Origin of the sequence: Halohasta litchfieldiae (assembly GCF_002788215.1) — an archaeon.
Classification (GTDB): domain Archaea; phylum Halobacteriota; class Halobacteria; order Halobacteriales; family Haloferacaceae; genus Halohasta; species Halohasta litchfieldiae.
The window spans coordinates 3,296,800-3,314,304 of record NZ_CP024845.1 but is presented as its reverse complement, the minus strand read 5'-3'; the positions used below and the strand labels follow the sequence as shown (position 1 = coordinate 3,314,304).

Below are 17,505 nucleotides of genomic sequence, written 5' to 3'. Positions count from 1 at the left end.
TCCTTAGTCGTCGGACTCCGCTTCGGCGTCCGCACTGGCGTCGACGCCGGTGTCGACCCGAACCGGCTCGGAGAGCCCGTGGGCGAGTGCCTGTTCGGTTTCGGCGTCGAACAGATGCAGATTCGTTTTGTCGAAGACGACCGACAGCTCCTGATTTTCGTCTACTGGGGTATCCGGGGCGACGTTCATCAGGATCTGTCCGCTGGCGCTGGGGTCTTCCATGTCGACCGTTTCGCCCTTGCTGGTGACGAGATAGACGAATATCTCGTCGCCCATCGGCTCGATGACGTCGGTGTAGGTCTCGATGGTGTCGGTCACGTCTCCGACCGCGTTGTCGACCGGAATCACGTGTTCTGGCCGAACGCCGAGTACTACCTCGTGGCCGACCGAAATCCCGATAGCCGCCGGATCGAACTCGACGTCGCCGTGTCCCGACTCCGACTTGAAGCCATTCGGGGTTATCTCGCCGCTGATGAAGTTCATGGCGGGCGAGCCGATGAAGCCAGCCACAAACCGGTTTTCCGGCTCGTTGTAACAGACCAAGGGTGGATCGATCTGCTGGAGTTCGCCGCCGTTGAGGACCGCGATCCGATCCGACATCGTCATGGCTTGGGCCTGATCGTGGGTGACGTACACGATGGTCGTATCCAGTTTGCTGTGGATACGCTGGAGTTGGGTTCGCATGTGGACCCGGAGTTCTGCGTCGAGGTTCGCTAAGGGTTCGTCCATCAGGAACACGTCCGGCTCCCGGACGATTGCTCGGGCGATGGCGACGCGCTGTCGCTGGCCGCCGGACATCTCGCTGGGCATCCGGTCCAACATGCCGTTGAGTTGGACTGTGTTGGCGGCGTCCTCGACGCGCCGATCCATCTCGTCTTTGTCGAACTTTCGGAGTTGGAGCCCAAAGGAGATGTTGTCGTAGACATCCTTGTGGGGGAACAGCGCGATGTTCTGGAACACCATCGCGATTCCTCGGTCTTTCGGCGGGAGGGTCGTCACGTCACGGTCACCGATTGCGACGGTGCCGCTGGTGGGTTTGGTCAACCCCGCGATCATCTCGATTGTGGTCGACTTCCCACAGCCCGAGGGGCCGACGAGCGTGACGAACTCACCGTCCCTGATGTCGAGGTTGATGCCTTCTATCGCTACATCGCTACCGTATTCTTTTCTGATGTTGTCGAGTGTTATGGTTGCCATTATTCTTTCAGTGCTCCGGAGGTGAGTCCGCTAACGATCTTTTCCTGTGCCACGACGACCAAGATTGCAACTGGAACGACCGCGACGATGCTGGCTGCCGCCATCAGGTCGTACCGGACCTGGAACTGCGACTGGTAGGAGATGATGCCGTCGACAATCGGGGCCCAGTCTTGGGCCGCCGTGCCGGTCATCAGGAATGAGAAGAAAAACTCGTTGTAGACCGCAATGAATGTCAAAATTCCGGCTGTCGCCACGCCGGGGGCCGACAGTGGGACGATGACCCGAAACAGCGCGCCGAGCCGGGTCGTCCCCTCGATGCGGGCGGCGTCTTCGAGTCCATCGGGGATCTGACTGTAGAACGTTGTCAGAATGAAGATGGCCAGCGGCATGAAGATCGCACTTAAGGGGATGACGACGCCGCCGGGCGTGCTGTACAGTTCGGGCGGTGTCAGTCCCAAGAAGCTGATCTGTTGGGTGAACAGCTGGAACAGCGGAATAAAGAACGCCGCCGGTGGGAAGAAGCTGATCACCAGCACTGCCAACATCAAGGGTCGCTTGCCGCGGAATTCGAGTCGACCGAAGGCGTAGCCTGCGAGGCTGGCGACGATCAGCACGAAGATCGTCGTCAGCGTGGCGAACACGAAGCTGTTGAACAGATAGAGGTGTAGCGGGATTTGCTGGAAGATTTCGACGAATGAACTTGGGTCGAATCCCGCCGGCAAGAGGCCGACACCCTCGCTGACGCGGCTACTGTCCGAGAGGGCGATCATCGTCAGCCAGTAGATCGGGAACAGCGTGGTCAACAGGAAGAAGATCACAACCACGAAGAACAGCGCACGGTAGACCTTCTTGGGGTTCTTGATTGCGCTGTCGACCCAGTTGCTGAGTGCCCCACGCGTTTCGTCATCTCGACGCTCGGTCTGTGTTGGTTGACTCATTGGTAGCTCCCTTCCGGACTAAGCTTGAGCACGACGAGGTAGCCGCCGATCACCAGGGCGATAATCGACGCCGTGATGAACGCAATCGTCGCCGCCGAGGCGTAGGCTTGGGTCGTGCCGAACATCGTGTCGACGACGAGGCATGACAGCGACGGAACGGTGCCACAGCCAGCTCCCGAGGCTTCGATGATCCCGTAGATTCGCATGGCGTCGATGGTCCGGAACAGCATCGCGACCATCAGCGCCGGGAAGATCAGGGGGAGTGTGATGTGACGGAACCGCTGCCACGGCGACGCACCGGCGACCTCGGCGACATCGTAGAGGCTTTTGTCGATACTTTGCATTCCCGCAAGAATCAGCAGCGCCATGAACGCCGATGTCTTCCAGATGTCGGCGACGGTGACGATCACGAACGCGTTCGTGCTGCTGGTCAGTGGGTTCGCGCCGAACAGTCCAATCGCTTGGAGTGGATCCGAGAGGAACCCAACTGAGGGGTTGAACAGCAGGAAGAACAACATCCCCTGAATCACGATGGGGATCGCCCACGGGAGGATAATCGAGACCCGAACCCAGCGTCGACCGCGGTACTCTTTGGACATGATGTAGGCCTGTCCGAAGCCGATCAGCGTCTCGAAGACGACGCTGATGACCGCAAATGCGAGGGTAACCAACAGTGCCTGGCGGAAAAACGGCGTGCCGCCGGTGAAGTCGATCAGGGGTCGTGACAGCAGTGGGTTCTGGTTGGTGAGGACGTCGACGTAGTTCGCGAGGCCGACGAACTCGCCGGTTTTGGCTGCGCCGAAGAGGTTGTCGGCGAACAGTGAGACTCTGAACGTTCGCCACAGCGGCCAGAGTGCGATTATCGTCAACACCAGAAACGCCGGTGCCAAGAGGAGATAGGCGTAGGCCTCCTCGCTTAAGTTCTCCATCCAGTTGAGAACGCGTGTGACTGGATTCCAGCCGTGGCCCTGTTGGCGTCGCTGTTCAGTTGCCATGTTCGCCTCCGTGTGCTTGTCTTGGGTGCATAGTTGTGGATTGTGTCTAGATGTTCTCCAAGTCGACGAGCGCACTTTCTAAGTCACCCATCGCTTCCGTCGGCTGTTTTCTGCCTTGGAGGGCGTCGTTGATCTCTTGGTAGGCCTGCTGGGACTGCTGTGACCACACCGGCGTCACCGGTCGCGCGACGGTGTTGTCGCCGGCGATCCGCAACGATTCGGAGTAGTCGCCGAACGCCGGATGGTCGCCAGCGAGACTCTCGACGAGATCGGGCTGGTGGGGGATGAAGCCGGGACCATTCAGCTGTGCGGCTTGGACTTCCTCCGAGTGGAACGCCTGGAGGACCTCCAGCGTCGACTCTAGATCGGTGGTGTTGGGATTAGCTGCTACCAGCCACCCACCCAGTGCCGCGGTCGTGCCACCGAGCCCCTCGTTGGCGGCCTCGCTTTCCGGGACACCGTAGGGCATCGGCATCACACCCAACTCTTGGCCGCCGGTGAACTGCTCGTCGGCCATCGGAATCGTGTAGGTCCAGTTGCGCATCGCCACCGCGTTGGTGTCGCCGACAAATGCGCCGTCGGTCTCCTGTTCGGTCCAGCCGAAGACGACGTTGGGTGAGCACTGGGCGATCTCTTGGCTGGCTGCACTGCTGCCGGTGACCATATCTCGGGCGACGTTGAGCGCCTCGATGACCGGTGGCTCCTCGACGGTGATCGGACGCTCACCGACGGGGCCGAAGAGGGTCTCAAGCCCGCCGAAGTACGCGCCGCCGTAGCTCGACATGAGTTCGTTGAACGTACAACACGAGAGGCCGGGATAGCTGTCGGCCTGCCAGACGTAGCCGTAGTCGACATCGGCGTTGTTGTGGACCTCCGCGACACTGGCGCTCCACTCGGCCCACGAGGGTGGGTCGGTCGACCACGTGTCGAACTCGCTGTCGGCGTAGCCAGCGTCCCGAAACAGATCCTTCCGGTACTGCATCGTCGGAAAGTCCGGGAAGAAGGGGATCGCCCACAGCTCGCCGGTGTCGGGATGGCTCCCCGTCTCGACGAGCATGTCGAAGCTCTCGGATTTGACCTCCTCGATGAACCCGTTGTCCATCTCTGCTTCGAGATTGACGACACTCTCTCGGACAATAAACGGGATCGTCCACCCGTTGTCCATCACCATGATGTCCGGGCTCTCCTGTTGGGCATCGAGCAACGTCACGAACTCCTCGGCCCGCGCGTCGGTATCCTCCGGCCCAGCGGTGATCTCGATCCCGATATCCTCCGAGACACCAGCGTCGTAAAACGCCTGGATATCCATGCTTTGGGCGAGGTTCTGGTTGCCCAGAATCTCGACTCCCTCGGAGCCACTGGCGCTGTAACAGCCCGCTATTGAGGCCATTCCGGTGACTCCCGCTACCTGAACGAACCGGCGTCTGGATACTGGCCCTGTAGCTGATTTTTGATTCTTTTTTCTTTCCTGTGCCATATGAACAGATGTTCCTCATGATTAATCATAAATATTTTTGCCATCAGTGAGGGTGTCATAGAATAGTTCTCATAGCGTGATGACGGTGCTTCCTGGATTGTCTCCGCGTTCGTCGTTGGTGATCGCAATAACGAGACGAAGGCACAGCGCGAGGAACACTTGTGCTCGTGCGTGGACGCGGCCTCGGGCGCGAACGTGCCCGAGGCCGCAGTCCTTGACGGCGTCGTTGGTTCGTTCGACTCCACTCCGGCGGTTGTACGTCTCGTCTAGCGTCGATTGCTTCAGCTGAACGTCCTCGCTGTGTTCGTCGATGCGGGCTTCGACCCTGTACTCGATGTCTTTCGGATCGTCGGTGTTTCGTGCGTTGTACGGAGCGACTGGCACGACCCCTGCGGCCAGCAGGTGGTCGTGCCAGCCGAGCGTGTCGTAGGCGCTGTCTCCAAGCATCCAGATCGGTTTCTCGACGGCGAGCGCGTCACACGTGACGCGCATCGCCGTCTCCTCTGGCGCTTGCTTGCTCTCGGTGAACTCCGCGGCAATCGGGATCTTTTGCCCGGTCGAGACGATCGTACAGCCGTAGCCGTGGTAGTACTCTTCGGCGGTTGGATCGTAGCCTTTCGACGCGTCTTGGTCGGCGGGCATCGTCCTCACGTCGGTGGAATCGATGGAGTAGGTCAAGTCGAGCAGGCCGCGGCAGGCGGCCTGCTCGACGAGGCGGTCGAAGACCTCGTCGACGACGTGTTCGAGGTCGGTGAGGAAGCGATCGACCGCGTCTCTCGACGGCGGTCGATCGAAGCCACAGCTGAGCCAGACGACCGTGTTCTGGAGTTCTCGCGTGACTGGACGGATGCCGTAGACGTTCTTGTAGTAGCAGTGCAGGAACGCTCGGAAGAGTGCTGGTGGGTGATGATCTCGTGTTCGCCCCCGGCGAGCGGGGGCGAACACATCGAATTCTTCGAGAAAGTCGAACTCAAGATGCTCGAACAACGCGAGCGTCTCGGTCGCCATTACATTGAAGAACTCGTCGATAGAAGTCTCCTCTTGCAGGATGCTGGCGCTCGTAGACACAGTTCCAACATCCTGCGTCTTCGTGTGTGACGCTTTCTATGACACCCTCGACGTATAGAGAACTATTAATCAACTGTGGTGAGTGTTGTGGTGAGTGAAACAGCGACTGTACCGGTGCTGTGTTTGCCAACTGTTGACACAATATCTACTCTCGTATGGTAGTGGTGCGGCCGCCACGGATGGTGGATCGAACACCGATGGCTGTCAACTGCGAGCCGAAGCCTCCAACGCAGTCAAGAGATCGTATCCAGATACACGTCGACAGCTAGTCTGTACGAACAGGTAGATGCATATAATCGACCGATAAGAGCCGAATACGGCCGGCTCACCCTCCACCGACGGAGAGTTGATACACCGCACCCCACCTATATCAGCCGATGTCCAGTGTACCGATCACGGAGTCGCTTCGGGAAACGCTCGCCGTGTTCACTGTTCGGGGTGAACCGCTGACGACACCGGAGGTGGCCCAACAGCTCGATCTCGGTCGACGGAGCACCTACGAACGACTCCAGCGACTCGTCGCCGCCGACTGGCTCGAAACCAAGAAGGTGGGAGCCAGCGCGCGGGTGTGGTGGCAGCCACCGTCGGCCTCAACCTCGGAGGCAGACAGCACTAATCAAAAAGATGGTCCCAGAGCCAGTACACGGAGTTCGAATCACTCGTCGAGGCCAAACAGCAGGCCCGACAGCTCGAACGCCAGCGCGACGAGCTAAAAAACGAACTCGAAGGGATCTTCGAGCGTGTCGACGACGGGTTCTATGCGCTCGACAGCAGCCGTCAGTTCACGTATGTCAACCAACGCGCAGGTGAGATTCTGGGAACTCCTGCCGGTGAACTCATCGGTGAGCACATCTGGGAGGCGTTCGAACTCTCACCGGAGGCCGAAGCGGCGTTCACAGAGGCCGAAACAACCCAGCGGTCGATCTCGTTTACGACTTTCTATAAGCCGTTTGAGACGTGGTACCAAAATCACGTTCATCCCTCCGAGGACGGTATCTCGGTGTACTGCCAAGACGTTACTGAACGGATCAAACGCGAACATCAGTTAGAGCAGTTCGAGCGGATGATCGAGACGGTCAACGACGGGGTTTATGCAACCGATGGCGAGGGATTGTTCGTCTTTGTCAACGATGCGTTCGTCTCGATGTCCGCCCATACACGGGCTGAGTTGCTCGGTGCTCACGGCTCGACGTTTTTCGGCGACGCCTTCGTCGACACTGATCAAGATGTGTGGCACGAATTGCTCGACGGTGAGCGCGACGTGGTTGAATTTGAAACGGATATCGTGGCCCCGGATGGGCAGACTCGAAACGTCCACAATCAGTTCGTCCTGTTGGATACCGAATCAGGGACCGGTCGTGTTGGCGTTACCCGAGATATCACCGAACGCAAGGCCCACCTGCGTGAACTCGAACGCCACCGCGAGCAGCTCGCGGCCCTCAACAGCCTCAACGAGGTCGTCAGTGAGATCACAAATGCCGTCATCAGCCAGTCGACCCGGGAAGAGATCGAGCAGACAGTCTGTGAGCACCTCGCGGCCGCCGACTCCTACCAGTTCGCGTGGATCGGTGAGGTAGATACGCACACGAACATGGTCTCGCTGCGGGCTGAAGCTGGCGTCGAGGGCTATCTCGACGAAATCACGATCTCGGTCGACCCGAAAGACGAGCGGAGCCATGGGCCGACTGGCAAAGCGTTCCGAACCGGCCGGATCCAGACGACTCAGGATCTCGATACGGACGCGCGCTACGAACCGTGGCGAGGGCGGGTCGAATCCTACGGCTGGCGCTCTTCGGCCGCGATCCCGATTGCGCACGACGGGACGATCTATGGTGTGTTGAATGTGTATGCAGATCGTCGCCAAGCGTTCGAACGGAAGGAACGGGACGTCATCGCACAGCTCGGGGAAGTAGTCGGCCACGCGATTGCGGCCACCGAGCGCAAGCAGGCACTCATGAGCGACGAGGTGACCGAACTGGCATTCAGTGTGCCGGCGATGCTGTCCTCGGTCGGTGTCGACCCGACTACTGACGGGCAAATTAGCTTCGACTATGCGGTGCCGACCGGCAACGAAGGGTTCCTCCAGTACGGCACGGTCGACACAGTCGCACTCCCCACGCTTGAGGCACTCGTCGAGCGACTCCCCCACTTCGAGTCAGTGCGAATCATCGACGATGCGGTCGATCCGGCCCGCTTCGAACTGCGGCTGTCAGCGCCGCCAGTCGTCTCCGCCGTGGCATCCCACGGTGGCTACGTACAACAGTCGACAATCGAAGGCGGCGAGTTTCGGATGACGATTCACCTCCCCACAACCGTCACCGCTCGCCGAGTCATCGATGCCGTTCGTGAGGCCTACCCGACAGCCCAACTCCTGCGGCGTCGACAGATCACGCGGAGCGACGACACACTCACTCGCGTCCATCGGGTGATGACCCATGAGCTGACCGACCGACAGCGGGCTGTGCTTGAGACAGCCGTCTATTCGGGCTTTTTCAACTGGCCACGCGACGCCTCCGGCGCGGAGATCGCCGCAACACTCGGTGTGTCGGCCCCGACGTTCCACCAGCATCTCCGGATCGCCCAGCGAAAACTGTTCGACTCGGTGTTTTCGGTTCCGGCGTCGACCTGACAGCACTGACTCTTGGAATTCAGTAGTGGCCGATCCGGAACAGTCTTGGCTGCATTGTTGGCGTGAGAAAGTGGGCTGCGGGGGACAGCCTCTCTGTGGATTTCACAGAGCGTGTGTGCCGTCGACGGGGGATCGGTGGGGGGCCGAGTCGACGGACAGCGGCGTGGGGGAGGGCCGACAGGACAGCCGAGGGGCGGGACGAGGGCAGAGTGACCAACAGCCAACACCACCGGCGGGGGATGGGTCGGTGATGCTGTACCGGTGTCTGCACTCTGAGGGAGGCAACGGAAACAGTAAAACAACTCCCCTAAGTCATTAGGTTAGTGCCTGTAGCTATGTTTTTTACAGAAGAGACATTCACAGGATGACGGTCACCAGACGAGATTTCAGCGCCTCACGTGAGTGTTCGTCGCAGAAAGGTCCAGGTGCGAGAATTGAACCCGCGTCTCAGCCTCCACAAGGCTGAAGGATAGTCCACTACCCCAACCCGGACACGCACTTGTGGCTTCTTTACTCGTAAAGAAATACGTTACGACTCGGGGTTCGCCGCGAGGAGCCCTGTCATACCCCACGTCGACCACCCACACGCCCGAACGCGACGTTTTTCAGGCCAGCACTGCTACGACCACGTAGCTGTGGCCATCACGGACAAGATCTACGTCAAAAACCACCGACAGCTCGCCTCCCAACTGGAGACGAGCTTTCCGAAGAGCGCCTTCGCCGGAGCGACCCTCGACCTACTGTTTACCGGCAACAGCCTCGCCAACCTCGATACGACGACTCAGGACCGCGTGCTGGATTTCGCCGAGGACTTCCTCGACTGTGACTGCAAGGCCCACCCCTACTGTGGCTGTGCCGAACGCAAGTTCATTTCCTATCTCTTGGAACTCCGCGCGGAGGGGTTCGGTCCCGACCAGATTGTCAACGTGATGGGCGACGACTACATGCTGTACGCCTACTCGGGCGACATACTATCCTTCCTCGATCAGTCAGTCCGAACACTGGAAGCCGCCGAGGCACTCGCTAAAACCGAAGCCGGGAGCGACCGAAGCCAAGAGCTCTACGACGCAAAACGCGAATTAACCAACGGCTAACGCCGAATAAAAGCCACTACCCGATCTGGAACGATGGCTCGTCGGCGTCGCTGTCGAGATCTTCGAGGAAAATAACCTCCTCGTCGCTGTCGGCGTCGACCTGCTCACGTAGATGGTTCAGATACTGTTTGTGTTCTTCCAACTGTTCGCGGAGATGGTCGGCTTCGAGTTCGAGCCGCTCGTGTTCCCGAATAAAGCTTTTCGGCACTTCGACGCTCGGCGGGAACTCCTCGGAGTCCTGCCGCTCGCCGCGTTCGTCCTCGGGAACGACGTCGACGCGCCCGTTGTGGTCGACCAGCATGTCGACGTAGTCGCGAAACACCGCCGACAGCGAGATGTCCCGCTGTTCGGCAATCTCCCGCAACGTCTCGAAGGCGTCCTCGTTGACCCGAAACGAGATCGTCTTGTTCTTATTTCCCATTGTGGGGCCTCTCTGGATGTCTCTGCACGCTCCGGTTACTTAATCGTTTGTCAGACAGCCCCACAGAGACGGGAGCAAGCGGGTTGCTCCGAAAAAATCCGCGTCGACTGCAGTGCTCGTGTTACGCGTCTGGACTGCCGTCGACTGGAGGGTCGGCCTGCCCGCTATCGTCGACGAACTCATCCGGAACTTCGTCGGCCGATTCGTCCGAGCTGTCACCGTCGCCATCCAGACTTTCGAGCGCCGAAATGACCGTCTCTTTGTGCGTCGAAAGGTCATCGCCGTACTGCTCGCTGGCCATTCTGGCGTACTCATTTGTCTCCTCGTCGAAGCCGTCGATCCGGTCGAGCGTTCGCTCGGCGGTCTCGCTCACCCACCGGTCCCGCGTGGCGGCGTCGACGGTCGTAATCGATTCCGGACGCACCGAGACCGCGACATCGCCGTCGTCAGTCTCGTAGGTCCGCGGTTTGCCAACCACTGCGACGTAGGCCGGTGACTCCAGTTCGCGGAGCATGCTGGCGGCCTCGGGCTGGTATTGGCCCGCGTAGACGAAAAACGTCCCCGTCGGGTCGACGATCCGGCCCTGCCAGTACTCGTTGTCGTTGCCGACGTCGTCGGTCTCGGTCAGCGTGCCGACGAAGAAGACGCGGTTGGCCTTCGCACCGCTCGGCAACAGGAGATAGACCGGCGCGCGGTCGTCGTCGGACTCCTTGAACGTGTAGCTGGCGTCGTTGAACTCGCCGGCGAACACGCGGTGGGCGACTTCTCGGGTTGGAACTGAATCGTCTGTGCTCATGAGAGGGACCTCGCTCTGCTCAGCAGACTATCTGTCTCGGTTGGTCGATCCAGCAGCTCAAACTCGTTTGCCAACACGTACCGGCCCAGCGTCGGGCCAGCCACGCGGTAGTAGCGGCCCACGATGTCCGTACGAATCCCATCGGCGACGACGGTCGTGTCGAGGGCGTCTTTGGCCTGCTGTTTGGCCCCTTCAAGCTCGATGCCGGTGAGTTCCTCGGTGGCCTCGCGGTTGAAGATCACGTCGTGGACCTCGTGGCCGTCGTCGATGACGGCCTTGATTCGGAGGTCGAACTCGCCGTCGACCTCGCCGTGTTCCGAACAGCGACCGTTCTGGAGCACGCGGGTACAGCCCTCCTCCGGACAGCGTTTGATCAGTCCGGAGCCGGACTGGACGTCGACCAGCGCGCCTTCGACAGTGGTCGAGTTGTCGCCGACCTCGATTTCCTCGTCAAGTTCGGTAATGGTCGTCGTTCGGTTGAGTTTGATCGAGTAGTCGCCCTGATACTCGTCGGTGACGACGTTGCCGAGCTTGTAGCTCGCGCCCTCCTCCAACTCGTCGAGTTCGGAGGTTTCGAAGGCAACGAACTTGATTCGGCCTGACTCGTCGCCGACGAGTCCGACCTGCGAGATCGAGTCACTGCGAGGTTCCCAGAGGTCGACGACCTTGACGGTCACGTCGACCCACTGCTCGTCCTGATCGATCTCATCGACGAGGACGGCGTCTGCGCCGCCGCGGCCCAACTCGTCGCGGTCGAGATCCGCCTCGTCGAGGTAGCTGTTGGTGACGCTGCGTTTGGCCTCGCTGACTGGGACTTTGTATTCGGTTACCAGTTGCTCAAGGCGTGCTTCGATCTCGTCGGTACTCACATCGATATGGTCCGAGAACTGTTCTGCAATCTCGGCTGCGTGGGTCTGCAACTCTGTCATGATTTCACTGTCTCCGCTCTGTTTTCAATGGGAGACATACGTCGGTTGGGACCCAATCGTATAAAAATTACCGGGAGCGGAGTGGATGTAAAATCGCACGACTGCGCCGGAGAGAGTGTAAGACAGGTCGACGCAGTCGGCCAGTGATGTATCGAGCGTGACGCCCAACGAACCTATACAGGCGGCGGCCCACAGAGCGAGTATGGACGAGCGTTTCGAGGAGTTCATGCGCGACCGACTCCGGGAACTCGGGAAGGGGTACGAACGCACGCGCCGTGCCTACAGCGAGGGGAAGGGCGACACCGACAGCCCGCCGGAGGCAGTCGAAGCGCTCCCGGTCGACGAGGCAGGCCGTGCAAAGCTTGTCTGTCGACGCTATGCCGAAAAGCGAGCGGTCGCGCTGGACAACGAGGGAAAGCCGGCTTGTTTTGATCCGGACCACACCGACTGTGTCGGCTGTGTCGAGGACATCCGAGATGGGATCGTCGAAACCTGGTAAGCAGCGGCTACGGACCAGTAGTGACGCCCTACTCAGTAGCAACGCGCTACTCGGTAGTGACACCCTACTCGGTCGACTGGCGGACGCGAACCTCGCCAGCGTCGGTGACGCCGATCAAGAGTCGTTCGTGAACAGCGCGGCCTTGGACCGCATCGCTGGCAGCATCACTAACGACAGTCATTAGCTCCGGGGCAGTGTGTTGGACCTTCACCTCAGCCTCGTCACAAGCGTCGTATACCAGTGTCGGCACGTCGAAAAGATCGGTTCCGGCTGGAATCTCGACCTGAACAGGGGACCCGACAGCCTCCGCAAAGGCGACCGTTTCGCGGGCGCTCGTGATGTTTTCCCGTGCGCTGGTCTCGACGTTCGAGACGTTGGCCCGTGAGGTGCCAAGCCGGTCGGCGATATCCCGCTGGCGCATCCCCCGCTCTCGGAGTGCCAACACCTCGGCTTGGCGGCGTGTCAACACGTTCGTCTCCGCATCGAACCCAGCCCGTTCGAGGAGTGCGTCGACATCGAACTCGTCGACCGTCTCGGGGGGTGACCGGTCGGTCTCGGTGTCGGTCCCGTCTGTCATAACTATCGGTTCGGAGGCGGTGCGGAAAAAGCTACAGTTCTGACTGTCCACCGGGTCAGACGCTGGCCTGTGGCGAGGTTAGCCGCCCCAGAAGTTCTCGCGGCTGCCGAGGTTTTCCCGATCCGTCCCGCGGTCGCGGGTTGGCTTGTCGCCGTCGTCGGCATCGCTTTCCTCGCCGTCAGCATCGCTGTCGGCCTCGTCGGGATCGATTTCCTCGCCGTCCTCGTCAACGAGGGGAAGTCGTTCGACGACCTCGTTGGCTTTGGCATGGTTCGACAGCACGCGGTCGATGCGGACTTTGGCCCGTGCCTCCGGAAGGAGACCGTCGACGAAGACGATAAAGCCGTCATCAGTGCGACCGACACCGGCACCGCTTTGGTGCATGTCGGTGACGTCGACGATGACTTCCTCGCCGGGTTTGATCGGCTGCTGTTTCAGCTCGCTGATCGGCATGTTGTAGTGTTGGCACCACTCAGCCCCGCCACGATCACCGTAATGCTGACAGCCCATGCCTTGGATTCGCTCGGAGAAGCTTGGGCAGTCATCCGCCAGTGGACAGTTCGGCATATCTCTCCGTAATCAGGGAGCCGTCTAAACGCTTCCGCCAGCGGGGAGACGAACCGAGATGCTCTTTGGCCGGCCGTCGCACAAATGCGTATGAACCGCTATGCACCCGAGCTTGCACTGGTCGCTGGGGGGCTGCTCGGCACTGTATTCGGCGGCTTCGTCCTGTTTTCGGTCGGCGAGTTCTATTCGGCGGTCATCGTTTGTGTCCTGTTTGGCTACCCGTTTGCGGCCTACGCGATCTACAACGACGACGAGCCGACGACGGTCCTGCCCCCGCGAGCGGTCACCGGCGTCGCTGGTCTCGCGGGGGTCGGCGTCGTCCTCGACGTGCTCCGGCTGTCGTCGACAACGCTTGGCTCGCTGCTGTTCGGGTTCCTGCTCGCGCTGGTCGTCTTCCTCCCCGTCGCGGCCTACGCCGCACAGTACGGAACGCCGCCGACGTGGCTCAAACCACGGCTGGTCGAACGCACTGGGACACTCCTCGCAGTGGGGCTGCTGGCCGCTGGGATCGCAAGCGGCGCGTCGACCGCGGGATCGATCAGCGCACTACTCGTCTTTCTCGCCGCAACCCTGTTTGCCGCCCGGTCGACCGGCGTGAGCCGCCGCCGTCGCAGCGTCGTACCAGTGGTGGGTCTGCTCACGGCGGCCGGACTCCTCGCGGTCGGCGTGGTCCGCAGTGGCTCGCTCGATCCATGGGTTACAGCCGCACTCGCGTCGGCTTTCGGGCCACTACTGTATATCGTGCTGGCGACGAGCGCGCAAACCTAATTATTTCCTAACAAATACGACATGGATAAGGTCTATATACAGTTCGATCCGATTGCCTCGTATGGCATTTCGGACGCTTGTCGTAGACGACTCGTCGTTTCAGCGGACCGTCGTCTCCGACACGCTCGATGATCGGTTCGAAATCGTCGACACGGCCGAAAACGGGAAGCAGGCCATCGAAAAGTTCGACGCACTCGATCCGGACGTAATTACGATGGATATCGTGATGCCGGAGATGACCGGCATCGAGGCACTCACCGAGATCAAAAACCGCTCTCCGGAGACGATTATCGTCATGTGTACGAGCGTCGAACAGGAAGAAAAGATGCGAGCGGCCGCCAAAGCCGGCGCTGACGGCTACGTGACCAAACCGATCTCTGAACCCAAACTCCACGAGGAGTTCGACTCGCTACTTGAGTAGTTGGTTCCTACCCCGTTTTTCTCGGCTGCCTTTTGTCCGCAATCACATGAATTCCCGCACGTCCGAGTACCACATATCGTGTTCGTCGACGACGCCCAGTCGGTCGGCAATATCCACGGCGAGCGCATGCCAACACCGCTGGTCCGGATCGGCCGGATCGAGGTTGTACTGGCTGTCCTTGCAGGAACAACCGCCATCTTCGATCACGTACTCTTCCTCGTAGCCAACGACGACAGTGAAATCCCGGTAGCGTTTCACCCGGCGTTCGGAAACCGCTTCGATGGCCCGGCTGCCGCGGTCGCCGTGGGCCGAGAGGATGGCGGTGACAATCTCCGGCTGTAGCTCGCCGGTCGCCGCGAGCGCCGACCGCCAGTTGTCTGTCTCGGCCACAGCGGCTCTACTCACAGCGGCATGAAAACAGGTTCGGTGTCCCAGTCGACGACAGTACGGGCTTCGCATCCTTTTTCGGCTCACCTACCCCACGCTCCGTATGCAACTTACCGAAGGCGACCTCACAATCGAGGTCGAACAGCCCCGTGACGGCACTAGCGAGGGCAGCGGCGACGGCGTCTTTTTCAACCCGACGATGGAGCTCAATCGGGATATTACGGTCGCAGTGCTGCGGGCCTATCAGGAGCGTGAACCCCGCGTCGACACCTATCTCGATGCGATGGCCGCCTCCGGAATCCGCGGCGTCCGGGCGGCCAACGAGGGGTACTCGGTCACCTGCTGTGATATCGACAGCGAATCCGCCGAGTTGGCTCGCGAGAACCTCGCGCGCAACGATCTCGACGGGGCGGTCGAAAATCGAAATGTCAACGCTCTGCTCCACGAGTCGATGTTCGATGTGGTCGACCTCGATCCGTTCGGCACCCCGATCCCCTTTGTTGACGCCGCGTTTGCGACCACCCGAAACATGGTCTGTGTCACCGCAACCGACACCGCACCGCTCTGTGGGGCCCACCTGAACAGCGGAATTAGAAAGTACAGCGCAGTGCCACAGAACACCGACTACCACCCCGAAATGGGGCTGCGAACCCTGCTGTCGGCGCTGGTCCGAACCGCCGCACGCTACGATGTGGCTGCCACGCCGATCTGTTCGCACGTCTCGCGACACTACGCCCGAACCTATCTGGAACTCGACCATCGGGCAACCTCGGCCGACAGTCTCCTCGAAAATTTGGGGTTCATTCACCACTGCGAGGAGTGTCTAGCCCGCGATTACGAGTACGGCCACTACCCCGAAACCGTCCCCGAGGAGTGTCCCGTCTGCGGCAGTAATCGAACCCTAACCGCCGGCCCGGTGTGGCTCGGCCCGGTTGCCGACAGCGAGTTTACCCGGTCGGTTATCGACCACCTAACGCCCGAAATGGGGACAGCTGCTCGCGCAGAGCGACTGCTGTCGACGGTCGCCGAAGAAATCGACACCCCAACCCACTACGACCAACACCGCCTCTGTAAACAGTGGGGCGTCCCCGCCAACTCGATGGACGAGTTCGTTGGAGATCTGCAAGAGGCCGGCTACGATGCCTCGAAAGCCCACTACAGCGGGACCGCGTTCAAAGCCGACGCGACGCTGGCTGAGATCCGCGAGGCCGCCGCTCCCGACGCCGACTGACCGTGATCGGTGTTCGTCGACTGAGTTATTAGATTCTGACAGAAACAGCCAGTACCTACCAGCTACTGGCGTTCTGTGTGATTGAAATACCCTTGATACTTTTGGGAGAGTCCCGGATATAACACACAATGACCTCTCCAACACGCTCCCGTCTGGCCACCGCGAAGGCAGTGGTCGACACGGCCCAAGAACAGCAGATCACGTTTCTGGCCGCCAGCGTCGCCTACTATGCGTTCGTCTCGCTGTTGCCTGCGCTTCTGCTGTTGTTGGTGTTGGCCTCAACAATCGGTGGCGAGGCGTTCGCCGAACAGATCGTCGGGGCTACACAGGAGTTTCTGACGCCCGCGGGCGAAGACGCCATTTCGGGCGCGATTGAGGATGCCCCCGGTCGTGGTGGGGCGACCATCGTCGGAGTCGGTGTCCTCATTTGGAGTACACTCAAAGTGTTTCGCGCACTGGACACCGCGTTCGTTGCCGTCTACGGGGATACGGAGACCCTCGGCTTCCTCAGTCAACTCAAAGACGCACTCATCGTCCTCGTCGGGATTAGTGTCGGTGTCGGCGTGATGATCGTAGCGGGGACGATCCTCGCTGCACTGCCGCTGGGTCCGGCGAGTCAGGTCGTCAGTATTCTAGCGCTGCCAGCCGTGCTGACGGTGGCGTTTCTGCCGATGTACTACTACTTTCCAAACCAGCCGATTTCGCTCGGAGAGGCCGTGCCCGGGGCAGTGTTTGCGGGTGTCGGGTGGACGCTGTTGCAGGCTGGCTTTCAGATCTACGCCGCCGGAGCCGCACAGTACGAGGCGTACGGGGTTATCGGCGGTATCTTGCTGCTGGTGACGTGGCTGTATTTCGCTGCGATCATTCTGATTCTCGGTGCGGTCCTCAACGCCGTCCGTGGCGTGAGTGAGCCTTCGTCCCCACCGTTTAGCACGGAGACCGATGGATCGGGTCGACGGGAGGCGTCAGCCGACCGGCAGTTACAACAGGCGGGCGGCCGTGATTCAGCACATAATATGGCGCGTGAGGGACGTGAGGCGTCGACAGACGCCGAAGAGCAGACGAGTGTTGGCGAGGACAACGACCGCGTCGAGCCACGGGGGGCCCCCGACATCGGCGAAATCGACGACCGGGTCGACGAACTCAGATCGGAGTTCGACGCCTTCGAGGCTGACGTTCGGGAGCGAACGGTCGACAAACCCAGCGTCGAATCCGAACTCAAAGGCTACGTCCGGTCGCGGATGCGACGGGGCCACGCCCGTGGCTGGGGCCCGTATCTCGTCTTGCTGTACGGAACGGGGCTGACGCTCGGGGCGTTTTATACGTTCCAGAGCGATCTGTTCGCCATCGTGGCAATGCTCATCATCTTCCTGTCGACCCTCGGCCTCTATGTCGTCTTCATGGTCGTCGGGGTCGGCCTGAACCTGTTGGGCGTGCCGGGGAAGGCCATCGATATGGCTCGCGACCGGCGGAACTGAAATCCAAGGGGCTTAGCGGGTCGACTGTCTACT

19 protein-coding genes, 1 tRNA gene and 1 pseudogene are annotated in these 17,505 nt (G+C 60.5%); 9 read left to right on the top strand and 12 right to left on the bottom strand.

Annotated features, from left to right (window positions below):
- Window positions 1–3 precede the first annotated feature (3 nt).
- The 5 genes from HALTADL_RS16895 to HALTADL_RS16875 form a co-directional block, all read right to left on the bottom strand.
- Window positions 4–1,197 (bottom strand): ABC transporter ATP-binding protein, encoded by a 1,194-nt coding sequence (locus tag HALTADL_RS16895; RefSeq protein WP_089673762.1) that lies wholly within the window; start codon window positions 1,195–1,197, stop codon window positions 4–6.
- Window positions 1,197–2,135 (bottom strand): carbohydrate ABC transporter permease, encoded by a 939-nt coding sequence (locus HALTADL_RS16890; protein WP_089673763.1) that lies wholly within the window; start codon window positions 2,133–2,135, stop codon window positions 1,197–1,199. Before HALTADL_RS16890 ends, HALTADL_RS16895 begins: the two co-directional genes overlap by 1 nt.
- A complete protein-coding gene (locus HALTADL_RS16885; RefSeq protein WP_089673764.1) occupies window positions 2,132–3,130 on the bottom strand; it encodes a carbohydrate ABC transporter permease in 999 nt (332 codons plus the stop codon). Before HALTADL_RS16885 ends, HALTADL_RS16890 begins: the two co-directional genes overlap by 4 nt.
- A 46-nt stretch (window positions 3,131–3,176) precedes the next feature.
- Window positions 3,177–4,607, bottom strand: coding sequence for an extracellular solute-binding protein (locus tag HALTADL_RS16880; RefSeq protein ID WP_089673765.1), 1,431 nt, complete (start codon window positions 4,605–4,607; stop codon window positions 3,177–3,179).
- Between the two features lie 69 nt (window positions 4,608–4,676).
- The gene (locus tag HALTADL_RS16875) at window positions 4,677–5,615 is read right to left on the bottom strand and encodes a transposase (RefSeq protein WP_015911568.1); all 939 of its coding nucleotides are present in this window, start codon (window positions 5,613–5,615) and stop codon (window positions 4,677–4,679) included.
- 437 nt (window positions 5,616–6,052) lie between these two features.
- On the opposite strand from HALTADL_RS16875, the gene HALTADL_RS17500 reads away from it, so the two are divergent.
- The 3 genes and pseudogenes from HALTADL_RS17500 to HALTADL_RS16865 all read left to right on the top strand — a co-directional run bounded on the left by HALTADL_RS17500 (window position 6,053) and on the right by HALTADL_RS16865 (window position 8,304).
- On the top strand, window positions 6,053–6,388 hold the full coding sequence (locus HALTADL_RS17500) for a hypothetical protein (RefSeq protein WP_089673343.1): 336 nt from the start codon (window positions 6,053–6,055) through the stop codon (window positions 6,386–6,388).
- Between the two features lie 17 nt (window positions 6,389–6,405).
- Window positions 6,406–6,663 (top strand): annotated as a pseudogene (locus HALTADL_RS18090) (PAS domain-containing protein); the annotation flags it as partial.
- 12 nt (window positions 6,664–6,675) lie between these two features.
- Complete coding sequence (locus HALTADL_RS16865) at window positions 6,676–8,304, top strand: bacterio-opsin activator domain-containing protein (RefSeq protein ID WP_143054178.1); 1,629 nt, start codon at window positions 6,676–6,678, stop codon at window positions 8,302–8,304.
- Window positions 8,305–8,723: 419 nt separating this feature from the next.
- Here HALTADL_RS16865 and HALTADL_RS16860 read toward each other — a convergent pair.
- Window positions 8,724–8,796, bottom strand: a tRNA-His gene (locus HALTADL_RS16860).
- Between the two features lie 143 nt (window positions 8,797–8,939).
- Between HALTADL_RS16860 and HALTADL_RS16855 the strand changes: the two genes are divergently transcribed.
- Window positions 8,940–9,398: a DUF5814 domain-containing protein gene (locus HALTADL_RS16855; protein ID WP_089673345.1), complete on the top strand. Its 459-nt coding sequence runs from the start codon at window positions 8,940–8,942 to the stop codon at window positions 9,396–9,398.
- 16 nt (window positions 9,399–9,414) lie between these two features.
- Here HALTADL_RS16855 and HALTADL_RS16850 read toward each other — a convergent pair whose 3' ends face one another.
- From HALTADL_RS16850 to HALTADL_RS16840, 3 genes are all read right to left on the bottom strand, one after another.
- Window positions 9,415–9,819: a ribbon-helix-helix protein, CopG family gene (locus HALTADL_RS16850; protein ID WP_089673346.1), complete on the bottom strand. Its 405-nt coding sequence runs from the start codon at window positions 9,817–9,819 to the stop codon at window positions 9,415–9,417.
- 121 nt (window positions 9,820–9,940) lie between these two features.
- Window positions 9,941–10,615, bottom strand: coding sequence for an RPA family protein (locus HALTADL_RS16845; protein ID WP_089673347.1), 675 nt, complete (start codon window positions 10,613–10,615; stop codon window positions 9,941–9,943).
- Window positions 10,612–11,544 (bottom strand): replication factor A, encoded by a 933-nt coding sequence (locus tag HALTADL_RS16840; RefSeq protein ID WP_089673348.1) that lies wholly within the window; start codon window positions 11,542–11,544, stop codon window positions 10,612–10,614. The genes HALTADL_RS16845 and HALTADL_RS16840 overlap by 4 nt, the downstream gene beginning before the upstream one ends.
- A 202-nt stretch (window positions 11,545–11,746) precedes the next feature.
- Here HALTADL_RS16840 and HALTADL_RS16835 point away from each other — a divergent pair, with 202 nt between their 5' ends.
- The gene (locus HALTADL_RS16835) at window positions 11,747–12,043 is read left to right on the top strand and encodes a DUF7091 family protein (protein ID WP_089673349.1); all 297 of its coding nucleotides are present in this window, start codon (window positions 11,747–11,749) and stop codon (window positions 12,041–12,043) included.
- A 64-nt stretch (window positions 12,044–12,107) separates the two neighbouring features.
- On the opposite strand, the gene HALTADL_RS16830 is transcribed toward HALTADL_RS16835, so the two are convergent.
- Window positions 12,108–12,620: a Tfx family DNA-binding protein gene (locus HALTADL_RS16830; RefSeq protein WP_089673350.1), complete on the bottom strand. Its 513-nt coding sequence runs from the start codon at window positions 12,618–12,620 to the stop codon at window positions 12,108–12,110.
- 78 nt (window positions 12,621–12,698) lie between these two features.
- Window positions 12,699–13,187: a TRAM domain-containing protein gene (locus tag HALTADL_RS16825; protein WP_089673351.1), complete on the bottom strand. Its 489-nt coding sequence runs from the start codon at window positions 13,185–13,187 to the stop codon at window positions 12,699–12,701.
- A gap of 90 nt (window positions 13,188–13,277) precedes the next feature.
- On the opposite strand from HALTADL_RS16825, the gene HALTADL_RS16820 reads away from it, so the two are divergent.
- Window positions 13,278–13,955, top strand: a complete 678-nt coding sequence (locus HALTADL_RS16820) for a hypothetical protein (RefSeq protein WP_089673352.1) — start codon at window positions 13,278–13,280, stop codon at window positions 13,953–13,955.
- Window positions 13,956–14,016: 61 nt separating this feature from the next.
- Window positions 14,017–14,376 (top strand): response regulator, encoded by a 360-nt coding sequence (locus tag HALTADL_RS16815; protein WP_089673353.1) that lies wholly within the window; start codon window positions 14,017–14,019, stop codon window positions 14,374–14,376.
- A gap of 42 nt (window positions 14,377–14,418) precedes the next feature.
- On the opposite strand, the gene HALTADL_RS16810 is transcribed toward HALTADL_RS16815, so the two are convergent.
- Window positions 14,419–14,766, bottom strand: coding sequence for a metal-binding protein (locus HALTADL_RS16810; RefSeq protein WP_177171947.1), 348 nt, complete (start codon window positions 14,764–14,766; stop codon window positions 14,419–14,421).
- 100 nt (window positions 14,767–14,866) lie between these two features.
- On the opposite strand from HALTADL_RS16810, the gene HALTADL_RS16805 reads away from it, so the two are divergent.
- Window positions 14,867–15,994, top strand: a complete 1,128-nt coding sequence (locus HALTADL_RS16805; protein ID WP_089673355.1) for a tRNA (guanine(26)-N(2))-dimethyltransferase — start codon at window positions 14,867–14,869, stop codon at window positions 15,992–15,994.
- Between the two features lie 128 nt (window positions 15,995–16,122).
- Complete coding sequence (locus HALTADL_RS16800; protein WP_089673356.1) at window positions 16,123–17,472, top strand: YihY/virulence factor BrkB family protein; 1,350 nt, start codon at window positions 16,123–16,125, stop codon at window positions 17,470–17,472.
- Window positions 17,473–17,505: the final 33 nt, after the last annotated feature.